Here is a 21,957-nt window from a genome sequence, read left to right on the forward strand (position 1 = left end):
AACCGCTTAACGTTTTTTGGTTCTATTGTGGTTGGCTATAGAGAAATATATAAATGCTACTATTAACAAAACAACAACGACACCAAAAATAGCCGCAGAATAGCCGTGCATGGGTCCCCATCCGCGAGCCCACACTTGGCTCTCCCCTTTTAGTAGCAGCAACGGATGCTTAAAACCAAAATAAGCACAGGCTGCCCCAAATACTAAGCAGAGGATATTGATTATTGTGGCGCCAATGAGTTGAAGTAGAGAAAAGTACGCGCCAATATTATCGGCAATCTTCCATTTCTTAAGTTTATATAAAACGAGGATACCTAGTATAGATACGAGTATTATTAAAATGTCTGTATAGGTAATAGGGATATGTAAATGCTGGAGTATCCCTGCTATCGATGCGATTACTATCAAGAATGCAAAAATGTCGAATACTAAATCCATGACTGTTGGCTTAATTCCTAATGGGCGATCTTTTTCGTAGGGTATATGAATTTAATTTAGCTGCAAGGTGCTCCTTCCGAAAAAGTATTATTTTCTATTGTCATATAACTGCCATGATTCTCTTTTACTGTCTACAAAGGTAAGCAGGAAGTGGGCAGTTATGCAAAGCACGTTATCTGAATTGGCAGAACTACAACGTTTGTTGCGCTTGGATATTCCCAGCGTACATCGTGAAACACTGGCTCAACTTTCTGATGGCCCCGAGCAGTATCCCGTGGATGCTGTATTTCTTGGCAGTGATCGTCCCAATGTGCCTACTTTCCTGCTGGTGGGCGGGGTGCATGGTGTTGAACGTATTGGCTCGCAAGTGGTACTCGCCTATCTCAATTCTTTATTGCATCGATTGATTTGGGATCAACAGTTGCAGATGGCATTGGAAAATGTGCGTTTTGTTTGTTTGCCAATATTAAATCCAGTGGGAATGGCTCGTCAGCATCGTGGTAATGGCAATGGTGTGGATTTGATGAGAAATGCGCCATTGGATGCATTAGACCCTATAACTTGGCCTTTTGGTGGCCAGCGATTGACTCGTCATTTACCTTGGTTTCGTGGTGGTTTAGGGAAGCCGTTAGAAATGGAAGCCCAAGCCTTATGTGATTTAGTGGAGCGTCTTTGTGAGCAAAGTCCAATTGTGATGGCTTTGGATGTACATTCGGGCTTTGGAGTTCAAGATCGGCTTTGGTTTCCTATGGCTGGTACTCGACAGCCAGTGCCTCATATCGCAGATTACTATGCGCTGAAAAAATTGTTAAAGCATAGCCATCCGAATCATCGTTATTTGCTTGAGCCTCAGTCCCACCATTATCTTTGTCATGGTGACCTATGGGATTATTTGTATCTTAAGGCAAATTCACGTCAGCAGACATTGCTGCCACTGACTCTGGAGCTGGGATCTTGGCGTTGGGTCAAGAAAAACCCATTGCAATTACGCTCCTTTTTAGGGATGTTTCACCCGATTAAGCCCCATCGAGTAAAACGGGTGTTACGAGAAAACCTGTTTCTTATTGAGATTCTTTGGCGTGCCAGTGCCAATATGGCGCAATGGTTGCCTAAAGAGTCGCACCGCCAACGAATGCATAAGATAGCCTTAAAGCATTGGTATCAAAATGACTGAGCAGAGGTTACAGAGCAATAGCATGAACTGGCTTTTGTTGCGAGGCTTAGGGCGAGATCAACGTCACTGGGGGGCGTTTCCCAAGCTATTGCAACAAGCATTCCCTGAGCATCGCGTTCTGACACCAGACTTACCGGGAAATGGATCATTAGCGCACTTAAAAAGTCCTACCAGCATTGCCAAGGCGACTAACTATTATAGACTATGGGTAAAAGAACAGGCTGCCATAGGCCCAATAGCGTTAATTGGTTTATCCATGGGGGGCATGGTTGCTCTTGACTGGTTGAATCGTTTCCCAGAAGACATCTCATTTGCTTGTGTAATCAACACCAGCATGAAAGGGTGTAGTTTGCCTTGGCAACGAATGCGCTTAAGTGCCATGCTGCGTTTACTGTTATTCGGACTGATTTCTAAAAAACAACAAGAGCACCAGGTTCGTTTATTAACAACCAATATGCAATCAAGCCCACAAGCCTTGGAGCGACAATGGTATGAGTGGGCAAAAGCGTCCTCCCCAGGATGTTTCAACCTTATTCGTCAGCTTTGGGCGGCAGCAAATTTTGAGATACCCCATCTGACGCACCACAAAAAACTTTTATTACTTGCCAGTTCCTATGATCATTTGGTAAAAAGCTGTGCCTCACGCCGAATTGCAGAACGTTGGAAAGTGCCACTGATAGAACATCCTCAAGCAGGCCACGACCTACCTCTAGATGATCCGCAATGGATCGTTGATTTGCTAATGGAGCAAAAGGATAAATGATCCATTAGAGACTTATCGCTATTTAAGGATGATGACTTTTATATTGTCAAACACTAAAGGATCAGTATTCCTAAAATAGAAGAAGTCTTTGTTTAGATGAGTTGGAATAATTTAAAAGTATTTTTAATTTAGTTTTATATTTTCATGATTTTTTAACCTGTTGTTTGGTTATATACATCGATTTACCGGAGATAAGTGTGCGTCGTAACACCTTAATGGAATGGAATAGCAAAGATTCTTGGAAGGTCTTTTTGCTGCTTAGCATCATTTTTGTTGTATTTAGCGGATTGTTCAACCATACCGTCTGGACGCCAGATCAGCCCAGAGTGGTTGCTGTTATTAAGGATATGTACCTTTCTGATAATCTGATCATACCGCATTTTGCGGGTATTCCCTTTGTGGAAAAGCCGCCGTTGTATTTTATCTATTGTGTGTCACTGATGCATCTGACAGGGTTGGATGCCTTGATGGCGGCTCGATTAGGATTAGGACTACTGTGTTTAGCATCTTTAATGGTCACGTTTCGTTTAGCATGGCTGCTTAAAGGGAAGGAGTATGCTTGGCTAACCCTTGGTGTGTTGGCGTCCAGTGAAGGCTTTTTGCTGAACTTTCATTGGCTGCGGGTTGATGCCATGATGATGTTTACCTCTATTGTTGCCATTTGGGCTTTTGCAGAAGCTTACCTGCGTTTTCAATTGCGTTATGTGTTACTGGCAGGGGCATTAACGGGATTGGCGTTTTTAAGCAAAGGTCCTATTGCCATTATCCTATGTGTTGGGCCTGCTTGGCTGGTACTTTTTATTCGTTACGTCTATCTAAGGCAGCGAGGTGCCCATCAAAGTGTAACATGGGGACGTGTGTTGTTCTTCCATATGATGGGATTCATCATAATGTGTTTAGTGATCGCTGCTTGGGTGTATCCTTTTTATAAACAAGCGTCTCCAGCACTTTGGCATGCCTGGTTTTGGGATAATCAGATAGGGCGCTTAACCGGCTCCTCGACGAAAACCTTAGGTCATAACCATCAGGGCAAACCGTTTTATTACGTTAGCAGTATTATAGAATATACATTACCTTGGTCTGTCTTCTTTATTATTGGTTTAGCCTCTTCGGTGAAAAGAGCCGTGACTCGGCACCAAGTGAATTGGCTTGATGGCTTTTTTCTCTTTTGGTTTTGCTTTGCCGTTTTTATTTTGTCCTATTCGGCAACCAAGAGACCAATGTACCTTGCGCCTTTAATGCCTTTGTTTGCCTTAATGATAGCTTCTGCGTTAATGACACTAAAAGGTAGATGGTCCGACTGGTATCGACGTGCCTTTTTGGTAATGATGATTGTCATTATAGCTGTATTTGCTATGACGCCTTTATGGGCTCAGTTCTTACCAAGCAATAAAGTGCCGCAAGCTCTTATGTTGTGGCTTTCCAGTTGGCAGGTGACGGCGCTGTGGGTGCTATTTGCTATTATTTTAATGATAAAAGTCGAAGTCACTCAGTGGCCAGGCTGGACTAAGTTATCATTAATTTCATCTTTATTTTTTATTGCCATTTTTCATTATGTGTTTATCGCCGTAGACATCGCTAAAGACATGAGGCATGACCTTAATACTTTTGTGAAGCAAATCCCGCAGGATAAAAGGGAGCGTACTGCTGGCATTGGCTTTTCAGAGACCATGTCGTCTATCTTTTATTTATATGACGATTGGTCCGTGCCTATGGTAGATAAAGCCCGAGCACAACGGATTCTCGAGGGGAAAGACAGCGAATATGATTACTTGATCCTTGATCGAACGGGCTCCACTCAAGACCCTATCCGTTATATGGGACTGCCTTCAGACACCCCTTACCGTCTTTTATTAATAGGGCATCCGCGTAGCGATAAAAAACGCAGTGCTATTTTATGGTTGACAGGGGACGAAAATAAAACGCTCCCAATGGTGGAAGTGTCTGAAAATGCAGTAAAACAACCTGCTAAAGCGAATTAAAACGGTGAAAACTTAAGGCAATTATCATTGGCTGTTGGGGCGAACTTGTCGTCACCATCAGCCAAATGGATAACTCTAGTTGTCATGATCCATCAGCCAGCTGGCTCGGCTTAAGCCATAGACTGCATGATCTACCACTTTACCATTGAGATTCTCTTTTCGAGTGATAATGCCTTCAAGTGTAAAACCTAAACGCTCACAAACAGATCGGCTTGACTGATTTTTCTCTGCTGCGGAAATCTGCACTTTCTCCATATCAAGATCGGTAAAAGCCAACTCAATCAGCTTAGCAACCGACTTCGTGACAATGCCTTTTTTCTGATAATCCTTACTGAGCCAATAGCCGATCTCCACTCGTTTGAGACTATGGTCAATTGTATTGAAACTAATATTGCCGACCACTTCGCCTTCAAACAACATAGCACAACTTAACGACTTACCATCTGCGTAATCGTGAAGAGCTTGCTTAATAAAGGTGAGGAAAAAATCCTCACTGTGCGCATGAGGTGGCCATGCCAACCACTGCCCAAGATAGTCACGTTGCTGCGTGACTATCTGTAGATACGCTTTAGCGAACTTGGGGTGAACAAGCGCCAACTCTAATCCTTTTTCTACTTCTAGTGAAAACATAGCTTTCTCTTTAGTTTTACTTAATCCTGAGAACATACAGCTTCAGCTGACTCGGGTGTCTAATTCCGCTATAAAGCGTTATAAATGATTTGCCAAGTTTTTGATTAAATCGCATGATTTAATCATATTGATCTATTCGCTCGAAAGACTATAATTCTATTGTACTTCCAAATATGAGAATTGAACATGAACACATTAACAGCAAATGATGCTAAACGAAATTTTGGGGAGTTACTTATGAGTGCTCAACGAGGGCCCGTGAAGATTAGCAAGAACAACAAAGATGCTGTAGTTGTAATGTCTATCAGAGACTATGAAGAGCTTGAAGCGATGAAGGCGGAATACCTAAAACATTGCTTTGAATCTGCCAAAGAAGACTTGGCTAAAGGCAATGTCGTTGACGGTCAAAGCTTTTTAAGTACGCTATAATTATTGATATGCAGAGCAAAGAATACAAACTGAGTAACTTGGCTCAACAACACCTACGTAAAATTAAACACTATACTATCGATAATTTTTCCGAATCGCAGTGGGAAAAATATAGAGAAACCCTATTATCTGGTTTTCAGATGTTAGCGGATAACCCGGGATTAGGCAGAAGCTGTGATGAGATATACCTCAATGGCTTTTATTTCCCTATTGGTAAACACAATGCTTATTTCATCAAGGAGAGTAGTTTCATTTTAGTCGTTGCTGTTTTAGGCCAGTCACAACTACCGCAAAATCACCTCAAATAGACCTTAATTCATCCTAGGAATTAATACTTCTCTTTCTAGCTTTGAAATCCCAAATTCAACGCAACCCCGATGGCGTGACTATACGGCATTTCAGAGTCAATAAGAAACGTCTTTGCTCGTATAACTGGCGGAGTCAAAGCCCTTTTTTATCAAACTCATCAGAAGAGTTGAAAGCTATTAGTCAGAAAAGATGTTCGCCTCCTGAATCTACTGTCAGACTAAAGTCTGACCTACAGAAAATCTGCATACCCAAGGCAGTTAGTTCGACGAAACGAAGTTACGCGACTTTATGGAGTTTCAGAGTCGGTAAAAAATACCTTCTCACATATCCAAAAAGCCAATCTATGCCCTATGCCTTACGATAAAAATCGTCTTGCTAAACCAGTATTAAACAAAATGAAGGAGACGTTTGGGCGAAAGCCCGATAAGAGACCTTTTGGTTACTTTTATGGCTCTGGATAAAAGTTACCCGCTCAGCAGAGCGGAATAAACTAGTAGCTCAAAACCATTGATAAGAGGTTAGTCATCAAATTTAAAAAGGACAGGGTGCTACAAAGGCTACCCAAGCCTTGGTAAACGGATGTCGAAATTCTAAGCGATAAGCATGCAATAACAAGCGAGGGTCATTTGCATACTCTGGGCCGTAGAATTCGTCGCCGATGATCGAGTGCCCTAGGCTTTGCATATGGACGCGCAATTGATGAGAACGGCCGGTAAAAGGCACGAGTCGCACGCGAGTCGTGTTGTCTTCATAAGCGATTTTTTCCCAATAGGTAATGGAGTCTTTGCTCCATTCGTCGGTACAGACAATTTGTCTGGGGCGGTTGGGCCAATCGCAGCGTAGTGGTTTGCGCACTTCGCCGCATTCACCAAGAAGATGACCGCGCAGCATAGCGCGGTATTCCTTTTTAACGTCCCGTTCGCGAAAGTGGGCGTACATTCGCTTTTGGCATTCGTGAGTTTTAGCGACCAGAATTAAGCCAGAAGTGGCTTCGTCCAAGCGGTGAATGGCGAAGGCTTCGCCAAACTGCAACTCGGCTCTATGTAATATAGAGTCTAGCTTATCTGGGCCCCGACCGGGCACAGATAAGCAGTTAGCAGGTTTATTGATGACGGCGAACCAATCGTCTTCGTAGAGTATCTCTAACACAGACGATTATTCCGGTTTGGTGGTCAAGATGATACGAATGGCATCCAAGCGGATTTGATGCTCGTCGATACGAGTCAAACCTTCTTGCATATTCGTTTCAAGACGCTGGATGTCGTCTTCTGTGATTGCATCATTAAAGGCTTTTAGCTCGCTCAAGCGCTCGATTTCATTTTGGCAGCGGTGTTGGTAAGAGGTTTTCGCTGCTTGAACAATAGGGCGAGACTGATCTTGTGCATTGAGCTGATGAGCCTGTAGCACTTCAATCAGGTTGGAACGAAGCGCTGCTACCCATTGTTCGGCGACACGATTGGGGACGCCTTTGAGTTTTTCTGCCCATTTATCAGCAGTAAACTGTTGATGCAGGAATTTTCCATTAGAATCGGACAATTGCCACATAGGTGTCATGGGGAGCGATTGCGCGAGTTTCAGGCGTGGATGAGCTGTTGCTTCAATGACGAACATACTTTCTACCAACACCGTGCCTTCTGGTAGGGCGGCGATAGGTAAGATGGCAGACGTCAGTTTGCCAGAATCAAAGCCTTGTACTTCATCCATTAGCATGGTGATTAGAGGATGCTCCCAGGTGGCAAAGGCGACATCTTCACGCTGGCTTGCTTGACGACGGTTTAACATGAGCATTTTGCCTTCCTCTTCGATGCCTGGTAGGGCTTCTAGCATCATGTCGGTGGAGGGGCGAATAAACCAAGCGCTTTTATCTGGGTCACTGTTGATGCATTCCGCATGAATATTAAAGGCATGGGTGACATCTTCAATATAGTGATGAAGGCCGTGAATTGCTTGCTCGTTGATCTGTTGGATCAAAGCACGAGCTTGTTCTGGGCGACACGAGCTCATTTCTAATAGGCGATTACGGCCTTCTTCCATTTGCTGTAATAGCGCTTCATGGTAGACCTTGGCCTCGTCCAGTAAGCTGAGATCGTCGTCTTCTCCTCGTAGGTAAGCGTGCAGCGTTTCACGGAAGGCTTCTTCTACTTTATCGCCAGCACTTGTTGTGCGACAAAAAGCATTGAGAGCGTTATGGAACCAATGGAATAAGCGTTCCTGAACGCTATTGGACAGGTAAGGGACGTGGATTTGCACGTCATGAAGTTGTCCAAGACGGTCCAAACGACCAATTCGCTGTTCTAACAAGTCGGGGTGTTCTGGCAAATCGTACATGACGATGTGATGGCTAAACTGGAAGTTACGGCCTTCAGACCCAATTTCTGAACAGACAAGAATTTGTGCGCCTTCTTCGTCCGCAAAATACGCCGCTGCGCGATCACGGTGGATCAGTGGCATCTGTTCGTGGAAATCGGCACTTTGGAAGCCAGCAAAGGTGAGCTGATCATTTAGCCATTGGGCCATATCAGCCGTATGACAAATCACCAGAATTTTATCGGCCTGACATTCTAGGAATTCTTTTAGCCAAACCCAGCGTGGGTCGAGTTCCCAGAGTCCGTCTTGCACATCGGTCTCGGGTTGAACATGGTGGTTGGCAGAAGCAAAGTGCTCGTTGTTTTCGAGCGGATAAGCGTGTAGGTAACGGTTTGGAAAGCCGCCCACAGCAGCCCGTGTGTTGCGAAACATTTCGCGGCCCGTGCCATGACGGTCAATCAGCCAGCTAATGGCTTCTTGTGCTCCACTCATGCGTACTTCACCACTTTTGTCTAGATTGGCAAACCACTCTTTCGATTTAACCTGATCTAAATAGGGGGCGAAGGCGTTATCCCAGTCTATCGATAGATCGCTGTTTTCTTCTTCCGTTAGAGGTAACAACATTTCAGCCAGCTCGGCCGCTTGTTTAAACTCTTTTTGCTGAGCTTGGTACTGTTCAAAATTATGGTAACGATCTGCGTCCAATAACTGCAAACGAGAAAAGTGTTCACGCTCACCAGTTTGTTCTGGCGTAGCACTTAGCAGCAGTAGGGATTCTGTTTTTGCCGCGAGACGGGCAACCACTTGGTAGCTAATACTGGGTGTTTCTGGGTGCCAAGCCAAGTGGTGAGCTTCGTCGACAATCACCATATCCCATTCTGCTTCCAGCATGTGTTGTGTAGCATGCGGGTGCAGGCTGGCCCAATCAATTGGAGCGATAACAAAGGGTTGCTGCTCAAATGGATTGTCATCGCCTTCCATGAAGTCTTCGTAGACGGCTTCACTGATCAAACTAAAAGGTTGATGAAAGCGGCGCAGCATTTCGACCAACCATTGGTGTTGTAAGTTGGTGGGGGTCAAAATTAAGGCGCGTTTGCAAAGGCCATTTAATAAGCGCTGATGTAAAATTAACCCGGCCTCTAAGGTTTTCCCCATACCTACTTCATCACACAACAAAGCGCGTGCTTTTGGGCGATTGGCAATATCGTGTGCTAGGTAAATCTGGTGTGGTAGCAACTCGGCTTTCAACCCCATCAAACCTCTTACAGGAGAGGCAGCATTGTCGGCTTGGTGCTCCAGTGTATGGCGGCGTAGGTCGAACCACATACGGCGTGCTGGTGAAAGAGACAAGATGTAATCCAGCTCATTTTTGTCGTTACGTGGAAATTGGATGACAGACTCTTCTAACCAGTCATCGTCGTCGCTGATACGATACTCCACCAGTCCATCGATCTCTTCTACTTCCAATATCGTGAAGGTTTCATCCTGAAAAGAAAGTTGATCTCCAGGGGTTAAAGTGCGGCGCACAAGACTGGTTTGGTCATTTGAGTATTGGCGATCTGTTTCCGCATCGGGAAAGTGCAATACAAAGGATTTACTTTGTTTTTCTGTGATCATGCCGACGCCTAGATCAGGTTCGTTGCGGCTACTCCATCTTTGTCCCGTTTTGTACATAGTTACTCTTTGTCCGATTCGATTAATGTTAGGCTGCCTTGGCATAAATTTGTCAGCGTTTGCTTTTGTTCAGGCCAAGTTCGTTCAATAACGGCGAGGTCCATGACAATATTGTCACTAAACGTTTTGTTGTTTATCTCGATATCACTTTGTTCTAACCAGTATTCAACCTTGCCCAGTAAAGGGTAGGAGATAACTAATTGCACAGGTGAACGTGGATAAATGTTTTCGTGTTCTGTTTGGCTGAGCGCCTCTTGTACGGCTTGGCTATATGCTCGCACAAGGCCACCAGCACCCAATTTAATGCCACCAAAATAGCGAGTGACGACAACGGTGGTTTCACCAAAATTTGAGTGTTGTAAGACGTTTAACATGGGTTTACCCGCTGTGCCCTTAGGTTCGCCATCGTCACTTTGATCCCAAAGGTGTACGTTGTTTGGGGCACCTGCCACAAACGCCCAACAATGATGGTTGGCATCTGGGTAGCGCTGGCGTATTGCATCAAGAAAGGTTTTTGCCGCTTCACGACCTTTGGTTCGGCTGACCGTGGTGATAAACAGGCTATTTTTAATTTCAAGATCAAAGCGTTGTATGTGTGTTGGGCTTAAGTAGTAATCCATGTAAACTGGCTTAATTCTTGTTTTCTCTATAAAAATAGTGGGTTTTATTTTCTATGTCAGATTGGCTTTGGCAATCCGTTTTGGTGTTATCGGGCTTTTGCGTCGGCACCTTATTAGTTTCTTGTGTTGCAGGCTACATTGTACAGGCTATGCGTCGTCAGTGGCACCTCACTCAAGCAAAAATGCAGCAACAAAATGATGAATTAGTGCGACTTTTGGAACAATCCAAAGATCATATTCATTATTTAGAAAAAGAATCTCTGACTTTAGAGCAGCAGTTTGCCGCTGCGCAGGCGGTATGGCAGGAAAAAGAGTCTTTCTATCGTGAGCAAAAGCGTCAGAATGAGACGGAGTTTAAGCAGTTAGCGCAAGAGATCATGACGCAGCAGGGACAATATTTAGCGAAGGAAAATGAGCGTCAACTAGGGTCGTTATTGCAGCCTTTGGGCTCGCAGATTCAAAAGTTTCAAGAGAGTGTGGATAAGAGTTATCAAGAAGAGGCGCGGGAGCGCTTTTCATTGGTGAAAGAAATAAAAAGCTTGCAACAACTGAATCAGAAAATTAGTGATGATGCGGTCAGTTTGACGTCCGCCTTGAAAGGGCAGAATAAGTTGCAAGGTGGCTGGGGAGAGGTGATTCTTGAGCGCATCTTAGAGAAGTCTGGTCTTGAGAAAGGCCGAGAGTACGAGGTTCAAGTCTCCCTTCAGTCGGAGGTAGGGCGACGTTTGCAACCGGATGTGGTGATTTATTTGCCTGAAGGTAAGCAAATTGTCGTGGACTCGAAGATGGTCTTAGTCAGTTATTTGTCCTATATGGAGGCGGAAACCGAGGAGGAACGCAACCGGGCGCTGAAACAGCATTTAGAGGCCGTGCGTCGTCATATGAAAGAGCTAAGTGCCAAGGCGTATCATGAGTTGCCAGGTATCACCTCGTTGGATTTCGTGCTTTTGTTTATCCCGATTGAAGCGGCTTTTGGTTTAGCGTTACAAGGCGATAACGGCCTATTCAGTGAGGCGTTTGAGCATAATATTATTATCGTCGGACCATCCAACTTATTAGCCACACTTCGTACCATTCAAAATATTTGGCGCAACGAAAAACAAAGTCAGAATGCTATTGAAATTGCTCGGCAAGCGGGGGCAATGTATGACAAGTTTGTCGGTTTTGTTCAGGATATGGACGATATCGGCGGTAAAATTGATGCACTAAATCGCAGCCATGATTCGGCGTTGAAGAAACTCACACTGGGGCGTGGTAACTTATTAGCTCGCGCTGAAAAGTTAAAACAGATGGGGGCGAAAACAACCAAATCCTTGCCAGAAGGACATCTTAATAAAGAAGACGCTTCGCCTATAGAAGAGTCCGATGACGAGGGATTTTATGAAGAAGAGGGGTTATCGTCGATAGAGGATGATGCCACAGAGCAACCACTGAGCCATCATGCCGTGACCGCTGAACTGGAAAGGGATAAGTAACTTTGAGTAGAACTTGCTCGTGCCGTCACGAGCAAGGTTGTCTATTTGCTGGTTTTCGTTCTAAACCTTGCCTATTTTTATTTGTCCACTTCAGGTGATTGCCATAATACCGTCACTTTGTTGCCATAAGGTGCCGATTTCATGTCTAGATAAATAGCCTGGGTAAGGTGATGAAGTTGACGCCCTTCTGGAACCTTATCGAGTAAGCCAATTAGTTCAATGTCTAGACCGTCGGCTAGATAATGCAGCTTAGTATGCTCAATATCTAAATAGTCTGTATGTTGGCGCAGTAAAAAACCTAAGTCTGCCATGATTTGATGACGAGCCGGCAAATTTAAATGGGGTGGTTTTTTATTGTCGGTATTTTGAAAACTGTCTGTTTGAACTTTATCGTCCGTATCGATATGCACCATGACATCTGCCACTTGAGGATGAGCCTTTTTGATGGTGTAAGCAACCAAATCCCCAAGGTAATGACCTTCGCTGACACTGGCGTAGCTTGGTACATGAATGTGCATGTCTAAGTAAATTTTACCAGCCATGGAGCGCGCTCGCACGTCGTGTGGTGCCATGACATTCTTTAAGCTGTTTGCTGTGTCTTTTATTTGTGCGATGAGTTTAGGGTCGGGGGCCGTGTCCACTAATTCTGCGAGGTTTTCCCAAATCATCTCTACGGCCATTTTACCGATTAACAACGCCACAACGATGGAAGCGACCATGTCAGCCCAAGCATAGCCAAAAGACACACCGATTAAACCGATTAACACCGCTACAGATGATAGGGCGTCACTGCGGCTGTGCCATGCATTGGCAATCAGTAATTTGCTTTGAATCTTTTCACCGGCATTTTTGGTGTAGTGAAAGATAATCTCTTTAATAATGATTGTGGCAAGCAGTGCGGCTAACCCGTACCAAGTAAATTCGGCCTGAGTGTGTGAAGTGATGGATTCATAGCCTATACCAAACGCGACAATGATTAGGACGATACCAAGAAAGACGGTGGTAACGGTTTCAAAGCGTAAATGACCATATGGATGATTTTCGTCCGGACCTTGGCGTGCGTTTGATGAAGCAAAGTACACAAACACGTCTGTGACTAAGTCGGATAAAGAATGAATGCCATCGGCGATTAAGGCTTGCGACTGTGAAAAGTATCCTGCGATGATTTTGGCGATACCAAGCAGACAATCCCAGATGGCACCGATGAGTGTGACCCGTTTAGCAATGCGCTGTTCTTGCTGTAATTCTGACATAGATTGTCCATATAAATCGTTTGATAAATAGACTGAGTGAATACCTTTACCCCAGTGAACACCACGGCGATTTAGTGCACTTTTTTTGCAAATAGCCATGGTGTCTAGCTTGGCGAATGTTCTCCCCAACCTTATCCACGAAATCTGTGGAAAAGGTTGGGCAGGTCAGTAATCGTCTAGTCTCGCGGAATTTCAAACCATAAGCAGAATGAATCAAAAAACTCTCTCATGGTCAATGACATAAGGGAAAAATTCGCATCCATATCTGATAGTCCACCACCTTGGGAGTCGTTAAAAGCAGCCTCTTTTAAGGCATCGTCAAATTTTATCTTACGCAGTGTTAAGTCTTCGTGAAGCACGAAGCTTAATTTATCAGACCAGCGAAGGGCGAGGCTTTTAACGGCCATACCGCTTTCAAGATGGCGAGTGACATCTTCAGATAAGGGTTCTAGTGCTTTAAAGCGAATAGTGGCTTTGTCTTCTGAGCTGTCTTGAATCTCGCATTCATCGCCTGTTTCTAGGCTGGCTGGGACGGCATTTTTTGTCAGCCACTCTGTCATTAAAGAGGCAGGTGATACTTGCGCTTGCAATGGTGTCATTGGAAAACTGCCCAAGGTCGTTTGCAAGTGTTTAAACAGTTGTTCTGTCATGCTGGCATTGGTGCAGTTGAGAACTAAAATTTTAGCTTGTAAATCAATGTAAGCCCAAATGTCTGTACGTTTAGAAAAGGCCTTGGGACGAAGGGTAAAAACCAACTCGTCTTTCATATCGGACTTTTCTTTACGACCGACTTTGCGACCTTCAATTAATTCAATTTCTGCAACTTTGGCTTCTAATTCTTCACGAACCACGGCAGAGGGTAGGACCTTTTCTTCTTTGCCTGCACGGAATAATAAGCAACGGTCACTGGCTAAGCTCCATTGTTCACTGTTTCGAATCAGTGGTAGCCAACCAAAGGAGAACTCTTCTTGTGATCCACATTCTTTTAACGGAAATTCAGGAATTTTGTCGATGAGTTCATTAGTATTCAGTGATTCTGTGTCTTTTAGCTGAAATATTTGGGCGTTTTTGAACCACATAAATTAGTCTCTCACGGCTTCTTTGAAATGTTTACGGCACACAGAAAGATAGCGATCATTACCGCCAATTTCTACTTGGGCACCTTCTTTTACTGGGATGCCTTGTGCATCAAGACGAATCACCATGGTGGCTTTACTGCCGCAATGGCAAACGGTTTTTAATTCAATCAATTTATCTGACCAAGCGAGGAGGGCTTGGCTACCTTCAAACAGCTCACCTTTGAAATCGGTACGAATACCAAATGCGAGCACAGGAATATTGAGCTCATCGACCACATCGCTAAGAGCCTGTACTTGTTGCTTACTGAGGAACTGAGCCTCGTCGATCAATACGCAACTCAATGGGCGTTCCTGATGAGTGAGCTGAATCTGAGACCATAAATCAGACTCTTGATTGAACACAGCTGCGTCGGCTTGAATGCCGATACGTGACGCAATTTGACCTTGTTCATAGCGGTCATCGATAGCGGCGGTTAATAACATGACTTGCATTCCCCGCTCTTGGTAATTGTGCGCAGATTGCAAGAGAATGGTTGATTTTCCTGCGTTCATTGCAGAATAGTAAAAATACAGCTTGGCCATGGATCGTCAGTTGTTTTCGTTGTGTTTAGTGGGCGATGGAGTATAGCAAACAGTGAGGCGGAATCCGCTGCTATGCACAAAAAAGTAACGTAAAAGTTATTCAGCGGTTTGCTGTATGACTTGTTCGTTGCGTGTCCCTGTTTTATTGGTTTTACTTTTTGTTTCGCTGTTCCTTTTAGCTTTACTGAGTTTGGCTTTAGAAAAAGACAAAGCAATCTGCATCGTAAGCCATTCTGCGCGCTTTACATCATTTAATTCACACAATTGATCCAGCTTGTCGATGGTGTCTTGATCAATGACCAACTCCAAACGTTTGAACCCCAGTGCTTTCTCTTTTTCTCTTTGAACGCGCTTATTTAGTTTTAATTGATCTTTTCGGTTTAGAGGTTGCTTTCTTGGGCGTCCTCGCGAAGATCCAAACAAGTCAATGGTATTACGATCAGATGACGCTTTTGCCATGGTTCTACTTCATTCTTGGGTCGTTACAGTGTGTGGTTGTTTCGCGGTTGATGCAAAGACGAAAACACCGGACGTTAAACATTGGGTCGCTATTATCTTTTAATTTGTCATTTAAGGCAAAAGTCGTCGCCAAGACAATCTAGTGGGAGGCTCATAAAGAAAACCAACATATCAATAATAAAAAGGCAGTCTGGATAACCAGACTGCCTTTGTCGAGCCCTTTGTTGCTAAGTTTAAGCGTTAACTTCGCGAGTAATGTTAGTTGCTGCTCGCTTGTTTTGCTTCGGCTTGCTTTTCTTGGGCTTCTTTGGCCGCTTGTTGATTGATGGCGATAAAGTCTAGCAAGATATTAGACGCTTCTTGTGCATAAGGGTCACTTTTATCTTTTTTAGGATCGATATCATCAAGGGATTTCACTGGTTTTAGGCCTAAGGCTTTACGACGTGTGTTTTCGATGTCTAGATCCTGTTTTTTGATGGCCGCTTCTTCAGCCTCACGCGTTTTCTCGTTCAAGGAAATCACTTTGTAGCGTTTTTCCTGTTCTTTATACGCTTTGATCTGATCCTCAAGAGCAATAAAGTCTGGATCATGCTTGATTCGCTCTTCATGACGTTTTTCTAGAAGCGGGTCGTAGGCCGCCATATCCCAGTAAGTTGGGTAGCGAGTGGCGTGAATTTTATCCCAAGGTAGTGGGTTTTTCAGCGCGCTTTCACCAATTTTTTTGGTGTCAATCAACGAAGGGAAGGCGATGTCAGGAATCACTCCACGGTGTTGCGTACTCTCGCCAGACACACGGTAGAATTTAGCCTGTGTTACTTTTAGTTGGCCTTTGTCCATGTCTTGTAGGACTTGAACGGTGCCTTTACCAAAAGTACGACTACCAATGATGAGGGCGCGGCCATAATCTTTTAGTGCGCCTGCTACAATTTCAGACGCCGATGCACTCATGCGGTTTGTTAAAACGGCCATTGGGCCACCGTAAGCAATTTTACCGTCGTTATCCCCCAGCGCGGTGATGTGACCGTTTTTGTCACGAATCTGAACGATCGGACCGTCTGGAATGAATAGCCCTGCAATACCAACGGCTTCTTGCAGAGAACCACCGCCATTGTTACGTAGATCCAAAATCAATCCGACAATACCTTCTTTCTTCAATTCCTCAATAAGCTTCTTCGTATCGCGAGTTGAGCTCTTATAGTTTTTGTCGCCCGCTTGGATGGCAGCAAAATCTGAATAGAAGGTAGGGAGGTGGATAATGCCTATTTTATAGGTTTTACCATCACGTTTGACATCAATGATGTCTTTTTTGGCAGACTGATCTTCCAGTTTGACTTTCTCACGGACAATGGTGACGATTTTGCTGGTTTGGCTGCCTTTGCTTGGAATGATTTCCAATCTTACTTTAGTGCCTTTAGGGCCTCGGATCATGTCTACCACATCGTCAAGGCGCATACCAACCACGTCAACCATGGGTTTACCTTCTTGGCCAACGGCAATGATCTTATCGTTCGGCGCCAGTTTGGTTTGTTTAGCCGCTGGGCCACCAGGAATCAGACGAACAATCTTGGTGTAGTCATCATCGCCTTGAAGAACCGCACCAATACCATCTAAGGACAGGCTCATATTGATGTTGAATGTCTCAGAAGCGCGTGGTGCAAAGTAGCTTGTGTGTGGGTCGAGAGTGGCGGTAATCGCGTTAGCGAAAATTTGAAAGACGTCTGTTGAGTCAGTCTGCTCAAGGTGATGAATCTGGTTTTTATAACGGCGCGTTAAGGTCTTGATGATTTTGTCGTTATTGTCACCATTCATTTTTAATGTTAGAGCACTGTTTTTGATACGTTTATACCAGTAGGCGTCTAATGCTTTTTCGGTTTTGGCCCATTTGCGTGTATCTGGGTCGTTCGAGAGCGTATCGTTTTTGGTATAGTTGAAGTGTTTGACCATGTCTGGGATGTGTTTTTCCAGATAGTTCAGGCGGTCCTCAACACGTTTTTGATATAGGTTGTAAATTGTGTAAGCGACTTGAGTATTGCCTTCGCGTAGGGCGTCATCAAAGCTGTCCTTATAGCGAGATAGCGCCTTGACGTCGCTTTCTAGGAAAAAGCTTTTTGTTGGATCTAAATCATCAATATAATACTTGAATGCCATTTCCGAGATTCGATTGTCGATTATCGGTTTGCTATAGTGTTCGGTTTCAAGTTTGTTAAACAGTTGCTTTGCTACTTCATTGTATACTGGTAGAGGCTTCAGTTCTGTATAAGCAGAAGCTTGCACTGACACAAAGAGAAAAGCAGTTAATAGGCAAGACAAAAGGCGTTTATAATTCATCCGGAGTGGGTTCTCTTAGTCTGTTTTACGTCATTGATTAAAATCATATTAGACACGGAGCAGTAAGGCTAGCCTATCCGCTAATAAAGTCACTTTTTTTAAGGTATTGTCCTTTAGAGAAATTATGCAACATTCTAGTTTTAATCAGTCACTGTTATCTTTCCTTCAGTCCTCTCCTACTCCTTTTCATGCCACCGATAGTATGAGACAAGGGTTACTTGAGAACGGTTTTATTGAACTGTTTGAGCAAGATGACTGGTCTATCGATGTGGGTGGAAAATACTTTGTTACTCGTAACGAGTCTTCTTTGATTGCGTTTACTGTACCTCATCAAGATGTTAACCGAACTGGTTGGCGTATGATAGGGGCTCATACAGACAGTCCATGTTTGAAGTTGAAACCCAATGCCCATGTTAAGCGCCATGGTTATCATCAGTTAGGTGTGGAAGTATACGGTGGCGCCTTGCAGCATACTTGGTTGGATAGAGATTTATCGCTTGCTGGCCGCGTTACTTTTAAAACCAACAAGGGCGATATTGTAAGTCGTCTTATTGATTTTAAAGAACCAATTGCTGTAGTGCCGAATTTGGCCATTCATCTTAATCGCCAAGCTAATGAAGGGTTTAAGGTGAATCCTCAAGAAGAGCTTTTGCCGATTTTATGTGGTGTTGATCAAGAGTTGGATTTTCACATTTTGTTGGCCCAGCAGATTGAACATCAGTACCCTAAGTCTGATGTCGCGTCGATTTTAGACTTTGAATTGAGTTTATACGATACACAGCCGCCTGCTTTGGTAGGATTGCATAAAGAGTTCATCTGTTCCGCACGCTTGGACAATTTATTGAGCTGTTTTGTCGGTATGAAAGCTTTGTTGGATTCTCAAGAGGTTTGCCCTAGCTTGTTGGTTTGTACTGATCATGAGGAAGTGGGAAGCATGTCGGCTTGTGGGGCAAATGGCCCCTTCTTAGAAGATGTGTTGCGCCGTTTGTCGCCAGACCCTGAGCATTTTGTGCAGTCTATTCAGCGCTCTATGATGATTTCGGCAGACAATGCTCATGCATTGCACCCTAATTATGCTAGCAAGCACGATGGCAACCATGCCCCAAGCATTAATCACGGTGCTGTGATCAAGGTCAATACCAATCAGCGTTATGCGACGAACAGTGAGACCGCTAGTATTTATCGAGATATTGCCGCAGAAGAGGGGGTTGAAGTACAAAGCTTTGTTGTTCGTAGTGACATGGCCTGCGGTAGTACCATTGGACCTATTACGTCGGGAGAAATCGGTGTACCAACCTTAGATATCGGGTTACCAACGTTCGGTATGCATTCGATTCGTGAGTTGGCAGGCAGCCATGATGCCTATGGCTTATATAAAGTATTGGCTCGCTTTACGGGACGTAAAGAATTAATGGCCAAATAAGCGATTTGATCCACTGAGTCATAGTGTATAAAAAAACGCCGCAGAAATGATTTTGCGGCGTTTTTTGGTTTACTTAGTAAAGCGAGGCTTTATATATTATTGCTTGCTGATGGCTATTTTAGAGTAGAGGGGTCTTCCACTAACCATTTATCAAGCGAAACGATTTTGTTTTCGTTCAGATCACCCACGGCTTCATCTAGCGTCAATTTTTGGATCACGAAGTTGTAACGGTATTTTTGGTAATCACTGATCGCTGTGTATAAGTTAGATTGTGCTTGTAGTAGCTCAACAAGGTTACGAGTCCCTACTTCATAGCCCGCTCTGCTGGCTTGTAGTGCACTGCGACGAGACTTAATAAGCTCTTTTTGTGCTTTAACTTGAGCCACTGACGTTTGCAGTTTTAAGAAGGTATTGCGGATATTCAGTTCAATACTTTGTAATTGGCTAGCTCGATTCTCAATTGCCGCATTAGCTTGCTCTGACGCTTGGCGTACAGAGGCGTTGATGGCGCCACCTGAGTAAAGAGGGATGCTAACTTGCAAGCCAACAGAAGACGTATTAGTGGCACCATTCGGTGATTGAACGCTTTCAGGGTCGTTATTGGCATCGCTACGCGAAATAGAACCTACAAGACTAACCACTGGCGTACGGCCACTGGCTTTTTTCAGGTCAATATTGTTTTGCGCTTTCTCAACCGCAATATCTAAAATGTGTAGTTCCTTGTTATTTTTGATCGCTTTTTGGATCAGTTCGTCAACCGTGACGTTTGGATCCATCTTGATTGGATAGTCTTTAGACAGTTCAGGAATGTCGGTAATGACTTTGCCCGTACGTTGTAACAAGGCCTTTTGTGCATAAGCTACATCGGATCTGGCGGTGAGTTCCTGTACTTTTACCGCATCGTAGCTTGCTTTGGCGTCTTGTAAATCGGTAATGGATTTCAAGCCCACATCATATTGCTTCTGAGTTTGATCAAGCTGACTTTTGGTGCTTTTTACTTGCGCTTCAGTGGTCTCAAGAGTGGCTTGAGCAATCAATAAATTAAAAAACTCCGTCATCGTTGTCAGTACCAAGTTCTCCTTGGTGTTGTCATAACTCACCCCTGCGCTTTGGTAACCAAGTTCAGTGTCTTTAACACCATAGTTAAGGGCAGGCGAGTAGATTGGATAGTTTAAATCTAATCCAACGCTGTTTGAGCGAGTGTCTACGGTACTGCCAGAGGGCGGGTTGGTTTTAGCATATCCAAGACTGCCAGTCGCTTTGATACTCGGATAGAGGTTCCCCCTAGTGACTGCAATTTGTTCTTTATCAGCTCGGTAGGTCGCTTCGGCAGCGCGAAGACCTGGGTCGTGACTAAGAGCAAGTTTATAGACGTCATACAGACCTTCTGCATGAGAAGCGGTGCTGCTCAAAGTGGCAACGGTAATCAGTGATGTAAGAATATGCTTTTTCATAGATTTTAGTAGGCTCGTAGTATGAAATACAGTTATATTACCCTAAGCAATCATAAGATGGCAGGGGGTGAAATAGTATATCTATTATTACCCATCACCATATCATGGAGTGATACCACAATTAATCGGTCAATATGCGATATTGTGTGGACTTTTTTAGGTGTATTAAGGTTTTGTTCGTTTCGCTTTAGATTTTCATTCGTTTATCTTAACAGTATAAAGAATCGTTTTGGATTCATTTGCAGCTAAGGTTCCGGTCAATTGAATACTGTTTGCGCTGTGTTTTTTTATCTCTCCTACTGATGGTTTTGTTTCGTCCACACTGCTAATAACACCTTGTGTGTGTTGCATTAGTTGAAATAACTTGGGCTCATTGGAGTGGTTTTTAAGGGTGAGTTTCCACTCTTGCGTAGCTGGCAGTTTTTTTGATGAAGCGTGAATCAGTGTCAACTGGCCTGTCATGTCGAGGTTGCTATTGGTGGTGATATGAAGCGTTTGCTTGGCCCGCGCTAACGGAATGAAGACTGCATCGCTAGGGATCAAAAGACCGTTTCGTTGCCAATAGGTTTGGTAGGTTCCGGGTAAACTTGCATGCTTGAGCTTAAACGTCAAGTTGTTATGAAATTGCAGTTCTACTGTGTCTGCTATTACGGCGGTATAAACGGTTGCTTCGCTGACGCTTTTATCAATGTTGACCGTTTCTTTGCTAATTTGTGTCAGTAAATGCGTGTTAGCAGGTAATGTAAGTTCCTTAATCGGATAAGTCACTTCACTGTCTGAATAATTTACGTGTTTATCAGCACTGGCGTTCATCATTAAGGAGGTACTACGCTCTGCTTTAAATAAAGGTGCTTTTGACTGGGCATAATGCAGTAGGCTGTTTTTAAGTGTGATTTTATTAGCCGAGCGGTTTTCAATGTTTGCCATATTAATAATGGAAATGTGATCTTTATTGATGATCAACACTCGCTTTGGTGACCAGCTCAGTTCATTAGACTGATAGCTTATTTTGCCTCGGTAACTGTCTTCCTTTGCGGCTGAGTTATGAGCATTTTGTAGAGGAATGAGGTAAAAATCGTTAATAGGCAGTTGGGCTTTGTGGCCCTCTATGTCCAGCGTAAATGTTAGGTTGCTGGCATTCATCCGAGTGAGCTTACCAGTGTAGGAGAGAGCGCGTTGTTTGCTATCTACCCTTACATGTTGACCAAGCGCTTTTGACCAATTAGGCAGGTCTGATTGAATGGGCTGAATAAGAGGCTGAAAGTTTTCGTTCAAAGGGAGTAATGTGCCCGGAATAGGGCTAAGGGATAGGCCCGATGAGGTTCGTGTATTTTCTGTCACTTGACTGTTGTTAAGGCCAATGACCGTTCTTAGAGGTTCCGAAATTGCGTTTGTTGTTCCCAGCGTCAGTAGTGAAGTGATAGCTAAAACAATGACTTGCTTCTTCATAAGTTCCTTCTTGCTTGCTTCTATTATGGTTCATGGGCTTATTAGAAAAGAGGTCGTGCTCAAATGCGGAGCGTGATAACCTTGCCCTCGTAAATAGTAATGGCTGTGTGGATAAGATAAAGGGTTTGG

19 protein-coding genes are annotated in these 21,957 nt (G+C 44.0%); 7 read left to right on the forward strand and 12 right to left on the reverse strand.

All coding sequences use genetic code 11. The features are described from left to right. Positions 1-6: 6 nt before the first annotated feature. Positions 7-438, reverse strand: a complete 432-nt coding sequence (locus AC0VYI_RS08915) for a hypothetical protein (RefSeq protein WP_475448793.1) — start codon at positions 436-438, stop codon at positions 7-9. A gap of 160 nt (positions 439-598) precedes the next feature. On the opposite strand from AC0VYI_RS08915, the gene AC0VYI_RS08920 reads away from it, so the two are divergent. From AC0VYI_RS08920 to AC0VYI_RS08930, 3 genes are all read left to right on the forward strand, one after another. After that, positions 599-1,612 carry a DUF2817 domain-containing protein gene (locus AC0VYI_RS08920; protein ID WP_475448795.1) on the forward strand — a complete coding sequence of 338 codons (1,014 nt, stop codon included), beginning with the start codon at positions 599-601 and terminating at the stop codon, positions 1,610-1,612. 22 nt (positions 1,613-1,634) lie between these two features. Then, entirely contained in the window at positions 1,635-2,375 is a 741-nt protein-coding gene (locus AC0VYI_RS08925; RefSeq protein ID WP_475448797.1) for an alpha/beta fold hydrolase, read from the forward strand. A 197-nt stretch (positions 2,376-2,572) separates the two neighbouring features. Next, positions 2,573-4,357, forward strand: coding sequence for an ArnT family glycosyltransferase (locus AC0VYI_RS08930; RefSeq protein WP_475448798.1), 1,785 nt, complete (start codon positions 2,573-2,575; stop codon positions 4,355-4,357). A 75-nt stretch (positions 4,358-4,432) separates the two neighbouring features. On the opposite strand, the gene AC0VYI_RS08935 is transcribed toward AC0VYI_RS08930, so the two are convergent. Beyond that, entirely contained in the window at positions 4,433-4,987 is a 555-nt protein-coding gene (locus AC0VYI_RS08935) for a GNAT family N-acetyltransferase (protein WP_475448800.1), read from the reverse strand. A 186-nt stretch (positions 4,988-5,173) separates the two neighbouring features. On the opposite strand from AC0VYI_RS08935, the gene AC0VYI_RS08940 reads away from it, so the two are divergent. Both AC0VYI_RS08940 and AC0VYI_RS08945 read left to right on the forward strand, forming a co-directional pair. Then, positions 5,174-5,416: a type II toxin-antitoxin system Phd/YefM family antitoxin gene (locus AC0VYI_RS08940; protein WP_199475953.1), complete on the forward strand. Its 243-nt coding sequence runs from the start codon at positions 5,174-5,176 to the stop codon at positions 5,414-5,416. An 8-nt stretch (positions 5,417-5,424) separates the two neighbouring features. After that, a complete protein-coding gene (locus tag AC0VYI_RS08945; protein WP_475448803.1) occupies positions 5,425-5,724 on the forward strand; it encodes a type II toxin-antitoxin system RelE/ParE family toxin in 300 nt (99 codons plus the stop codon). A gap of 532 nt (positions 5,725-6,256) precedes the next feature. Here AC0VYI_RS08945 and AC0VYI_RS08950 read toward each other — a convergent pair. Genes AC0VYI_RS08950 through AC0VYI_RS08960 form a run of 3 tightly spaced genes read right to left on the reverse strand, consistent with a single transcriptional unit; the run spans position 6,257 to position 10,326 of the window. Beyond that, positions 6,257-6,874, reverse strand: coding sequence for an RluA family pseudouridine synthase (locus tag AC0VYI_RS08950; RefSeq protein ID WP_475448804.1), 618 nt, complete (start codon positions 6,872-6,874; stop codon positions 6,257-6,259). A 6-nt stretch (positions 6,875-6,880) separates the two neighbouring features. Further along, positions 6,881-9,706 (reverse strand): RNA polymerase-associated protein RapA, encoded by a 2,826-nt coding sequence (gene rapA / locus AC0VYI_RS08955; RefSeq protein WP_475448806.1) that lies wholly within the window; start codon positions 9,704-9,706, stop codon positions 6,881-6,883. A gap of 2 nt (positions 9,707-9,708) precedes the next feature. Continuing rightward, complete coding sequence (locus tag AC0VYI_RS08960; RefSeq protein ID WP_199475957.1) at positions 9,709-10,326, reverse strand: YigZ family protein; 618 nt, start codon at positions 10,324-10,326, stop codon at positions 9,709-9,711. Between the two features lie 53 nt (positions 10,327-10,379). Here AC0VYI_RS08960 and AC0VYI_RS08965 point away from each other — a divergent pair, with 53 nt between their 5' ends. Beyond that, the gene (locus AC0VYI_RS08965) at positions 10,380-11,801 is read left to right on the forward strand and encodes a DNA recombination protein RmuC (protein WP_475448808.1); all 1,422 of its coding nucleotides are present in this window, start codon (positions 10,380-10,382) and stop codon (positions 11,799-11,801) included. Between the two features lie 77 nt (positions 11,802-11,878). Here AC0VYI_RS08965 and AC0VYI_RS08970 read toward each other — a convergent pair whose 3' ends face one another. The 5 genes from AC0VYI_RS08970 to AC0VYI_RS08990 form a co-directional block, all read right to left on the reverse strand. Continuing rightward, a complete protein-coding gene (locus AC0VYI_RS08970) occupies positions 11,879-13,153 on the reverse strand; it encodes a cation diffusion facilitator family transporter (RefSeq protein WP_475448810.1) in 1,275 nt (424 codons plus the stop codon). A 77-nt stretch (positions 13,154-13,230) separates the two neighbouring features. Next, positions 13,231-14,133 carry a recombination-associated protein RdgC gene (locus AC0VYI_RS08975; protein ID WP_475448812.1) on the reverse strand — a complete coding sequence of 301 codons (903 nt, stop codon included), beginning with the start codon at positions 14,131-14,133 and terminating at the stop codon, positions 13,231-13,233. A gap of 3 nt (positions 14,134-14,136) precedes the next feature. Next, positions 14,137-14,715 (reverse strand): thymidine kinase, encoded by a 579-nt coding sequence (locus AC0VYI_RS08980; RefSeq protein ID WP_475448814.1) that lies wholly within the window; start codon positions 14,713-14,715, stop codon positions 14,137-14,139. A gap of 96 nt (positions 14,716-14,811) precedes the next feature. Then, complete coding sequence (ybfE, locus tag AC0VYI_RS08985; protein ID WP_475448815.1) at positions 14,812-15,174, reverse strand: LexA regulated protein; 363 nt, start codon at positions 15,172-15,174, stop codon at positions 14,812-14,814. 258 nt (positions 15,175-15,432) lie between these two features. Next, complete coding sequence (locus AC0VYI_RS08990; RefSeq protein ID WP_475448817.1) at positions 15,433-17,502, reverse strand: carboxy terminal-processing peptidase; 2,070 nt, start codon at positions 17,500-17,502, stop codon at positions 15,433-15,435. A 124-nt stretch (positions 17,503-17,626) separates the two neighbouring features. Between AC0VYI_RS08990 and AC0VYI_RS08995 the strand changes: the two genes are divergently transcribed. Beyond that, positions 17,627-18,925, forward strand: a complete 1,299-nt coding sequence (locus AC0VYI_RS08995; protein ID WP_475448819.1) for a M18 family aminopeptidase — start codon at positions 17,627-17,629, stop codon at positions 18,923-18,925. A gap of 113 nt (positions 18,926-19,038) precedes the next feature. On the opposite strand, the gene AC0VYI_RS09000 is transcribed toward AC0VYI_RS08995, so the two are convergent. Both AC0VYI_RS09000 and AC0VYI_RS09005 read right to left on the reverse strand, forming a co-directional pair. Beyond that, positions 19,039-20,379, reverse strand: a complete 1,341-nt coding sequence (locus tag AC0VYI_RS09000; RefSeq protein WP_199475964.1) for a TolC family outer membrane protein — start codon at positions 20,377-20,379, stop codon at positions 19,039-19,041. A 195-nt stretch (positions 20,380-20,574) separates the two neighbouring features. Further along, positions 20,575-21,828 carry a hypothetical protein gene (locus tag AC0VYI_RS09005; RefSeq protein WP_475448820.1) on the reverse strand — a complete coding sequence of 418 codons (1,254 nt, stop codon included), beginning with the start codon at positions 21,826-21,828 and terminating at the stop codon, positions 20,575-20,577. Positions 21,829-21,957: the final 129 nt, after the last annotated feature.

The sequence above is a fragment of the Marinomonas sp. 63XJN7_9_ISO-PGPR-S23-217 genome (genome assembly GCF_056173515.1).

Coding starts and splice junctions, on each gene's coding strand:
- AC0VYI_RS08935 (WP_475448800.1), bottom strand. CDS start 4,987: ATGTTTTCACTAGAAGTAGAAAAAGGATTAGAGTTGGCGCTTGTTCAC.
- AC0VYI_RS08980 (WP_475448814.1), bottom strand. CDS start 14,715: ATGGCCAAGCTGTATTTTTACTATTCTGCAATGAACGCAGGAAAATCA.
- AC0VYI_RS08970 (WP_475448810.1), bottom strand. CDS start 13,153: ATGGCTATTTGCAAAAAAAGTGCACTAAATCGCCGTGGTGTTCACTGG.
- AC0VYI_RS08995 (WP_475448819.1), top strand. CDS start 17,627: ATGCAACATTCTAGTTTTAATCAGTCACTGTTATCTTTCCTTCAGTCC.
- AC0VYI_RS09005 (WP_475448820.1), bottom strand. CDS start 21,828: ATGAAGAAGCAAGTCATTGTTTTAGCTATCACTTCACTACTGACGCTG.
- AC0VYI_RS08990 (WP_475448817.1), bottom strand. CDS start 17,502: ATGAATTATAAACGCCTTTTGTCTTGCCTATTAACTGCTTTTCTCTTT.
- AC0VYI_RS08945 (WP_475448803.1), top strand. CDS start 5,425: ATGCAGAGCAAAGAATACAAACTGAGTAACTTGGCTCAACAACACCTA.
- AC0VYI_RS08920 (WP_475448795.1), top strand. CDS start 599: ATGCAAAGCACGTTATCTGAATTGGCAGAACTACAACGTTTGTTGCGC.
- AC0VYI_RS08965 (WP_475448808.1), top strand. CDS start 10,380: ATGTCAGATTGGCTTTGGCAATCCGTTTTGGTGTTATCGGGCTTTTGC.
- ybfE (WP_475448815.1), bottom strand. CDS start 15,174: ATGGCAAAAGCGTCATCTGATCGTAATACCATTGACTTGTTTGGATCT.
- AC0VYI_RS08975 (WP_475448812.1), bottom strand. CDS start 14,133: ATGTGGTTCAAAAACGCCCAAATATTTCAGCTAAAAGACACAGAATCA.
- AC0VYI_RS09000 (WP_199475964.1), bottom strand. CDS start 20,379: ATGAAAAAGCATATTCTTACATCACTGATTACCGTTGCCACTTTGAGC.
- AC0VYI_RS08915 (WP_475448793.1), bottom strand. CDS start 438: ATGGATTTAGTATTCGACATTTTTGCATTCTTGATAGTAATCGCATCG.
- AC0VYI_RS08940 (WP_199475953.1), top strand. CDS start 5,174: ATGAACACATTAACAGCAAATGATGCTAAACGAAATTTTGGGGAGTTA.
- AC0VYI_RS08925 (WP_475448797.1), top strand. CDS start 1,635: ATGAACTGGCTTTTGTTGCGAGGCTTAGGGCGAGATCAACGTCACTGG.
- rapA (WP_475448806.1), bottom strand. CDS start 9,706: ATGTACAAAACGGGACAAAGATGGAGTAGCCGCAACGAACCTGATCTA.
- AC0VYI_RS08960 (WP_199475957.1), bottom strand. CDS start 10,326: ATGGATTACTACTTAAGCCCAACACACATACAACGCTTTGATCTTGAA.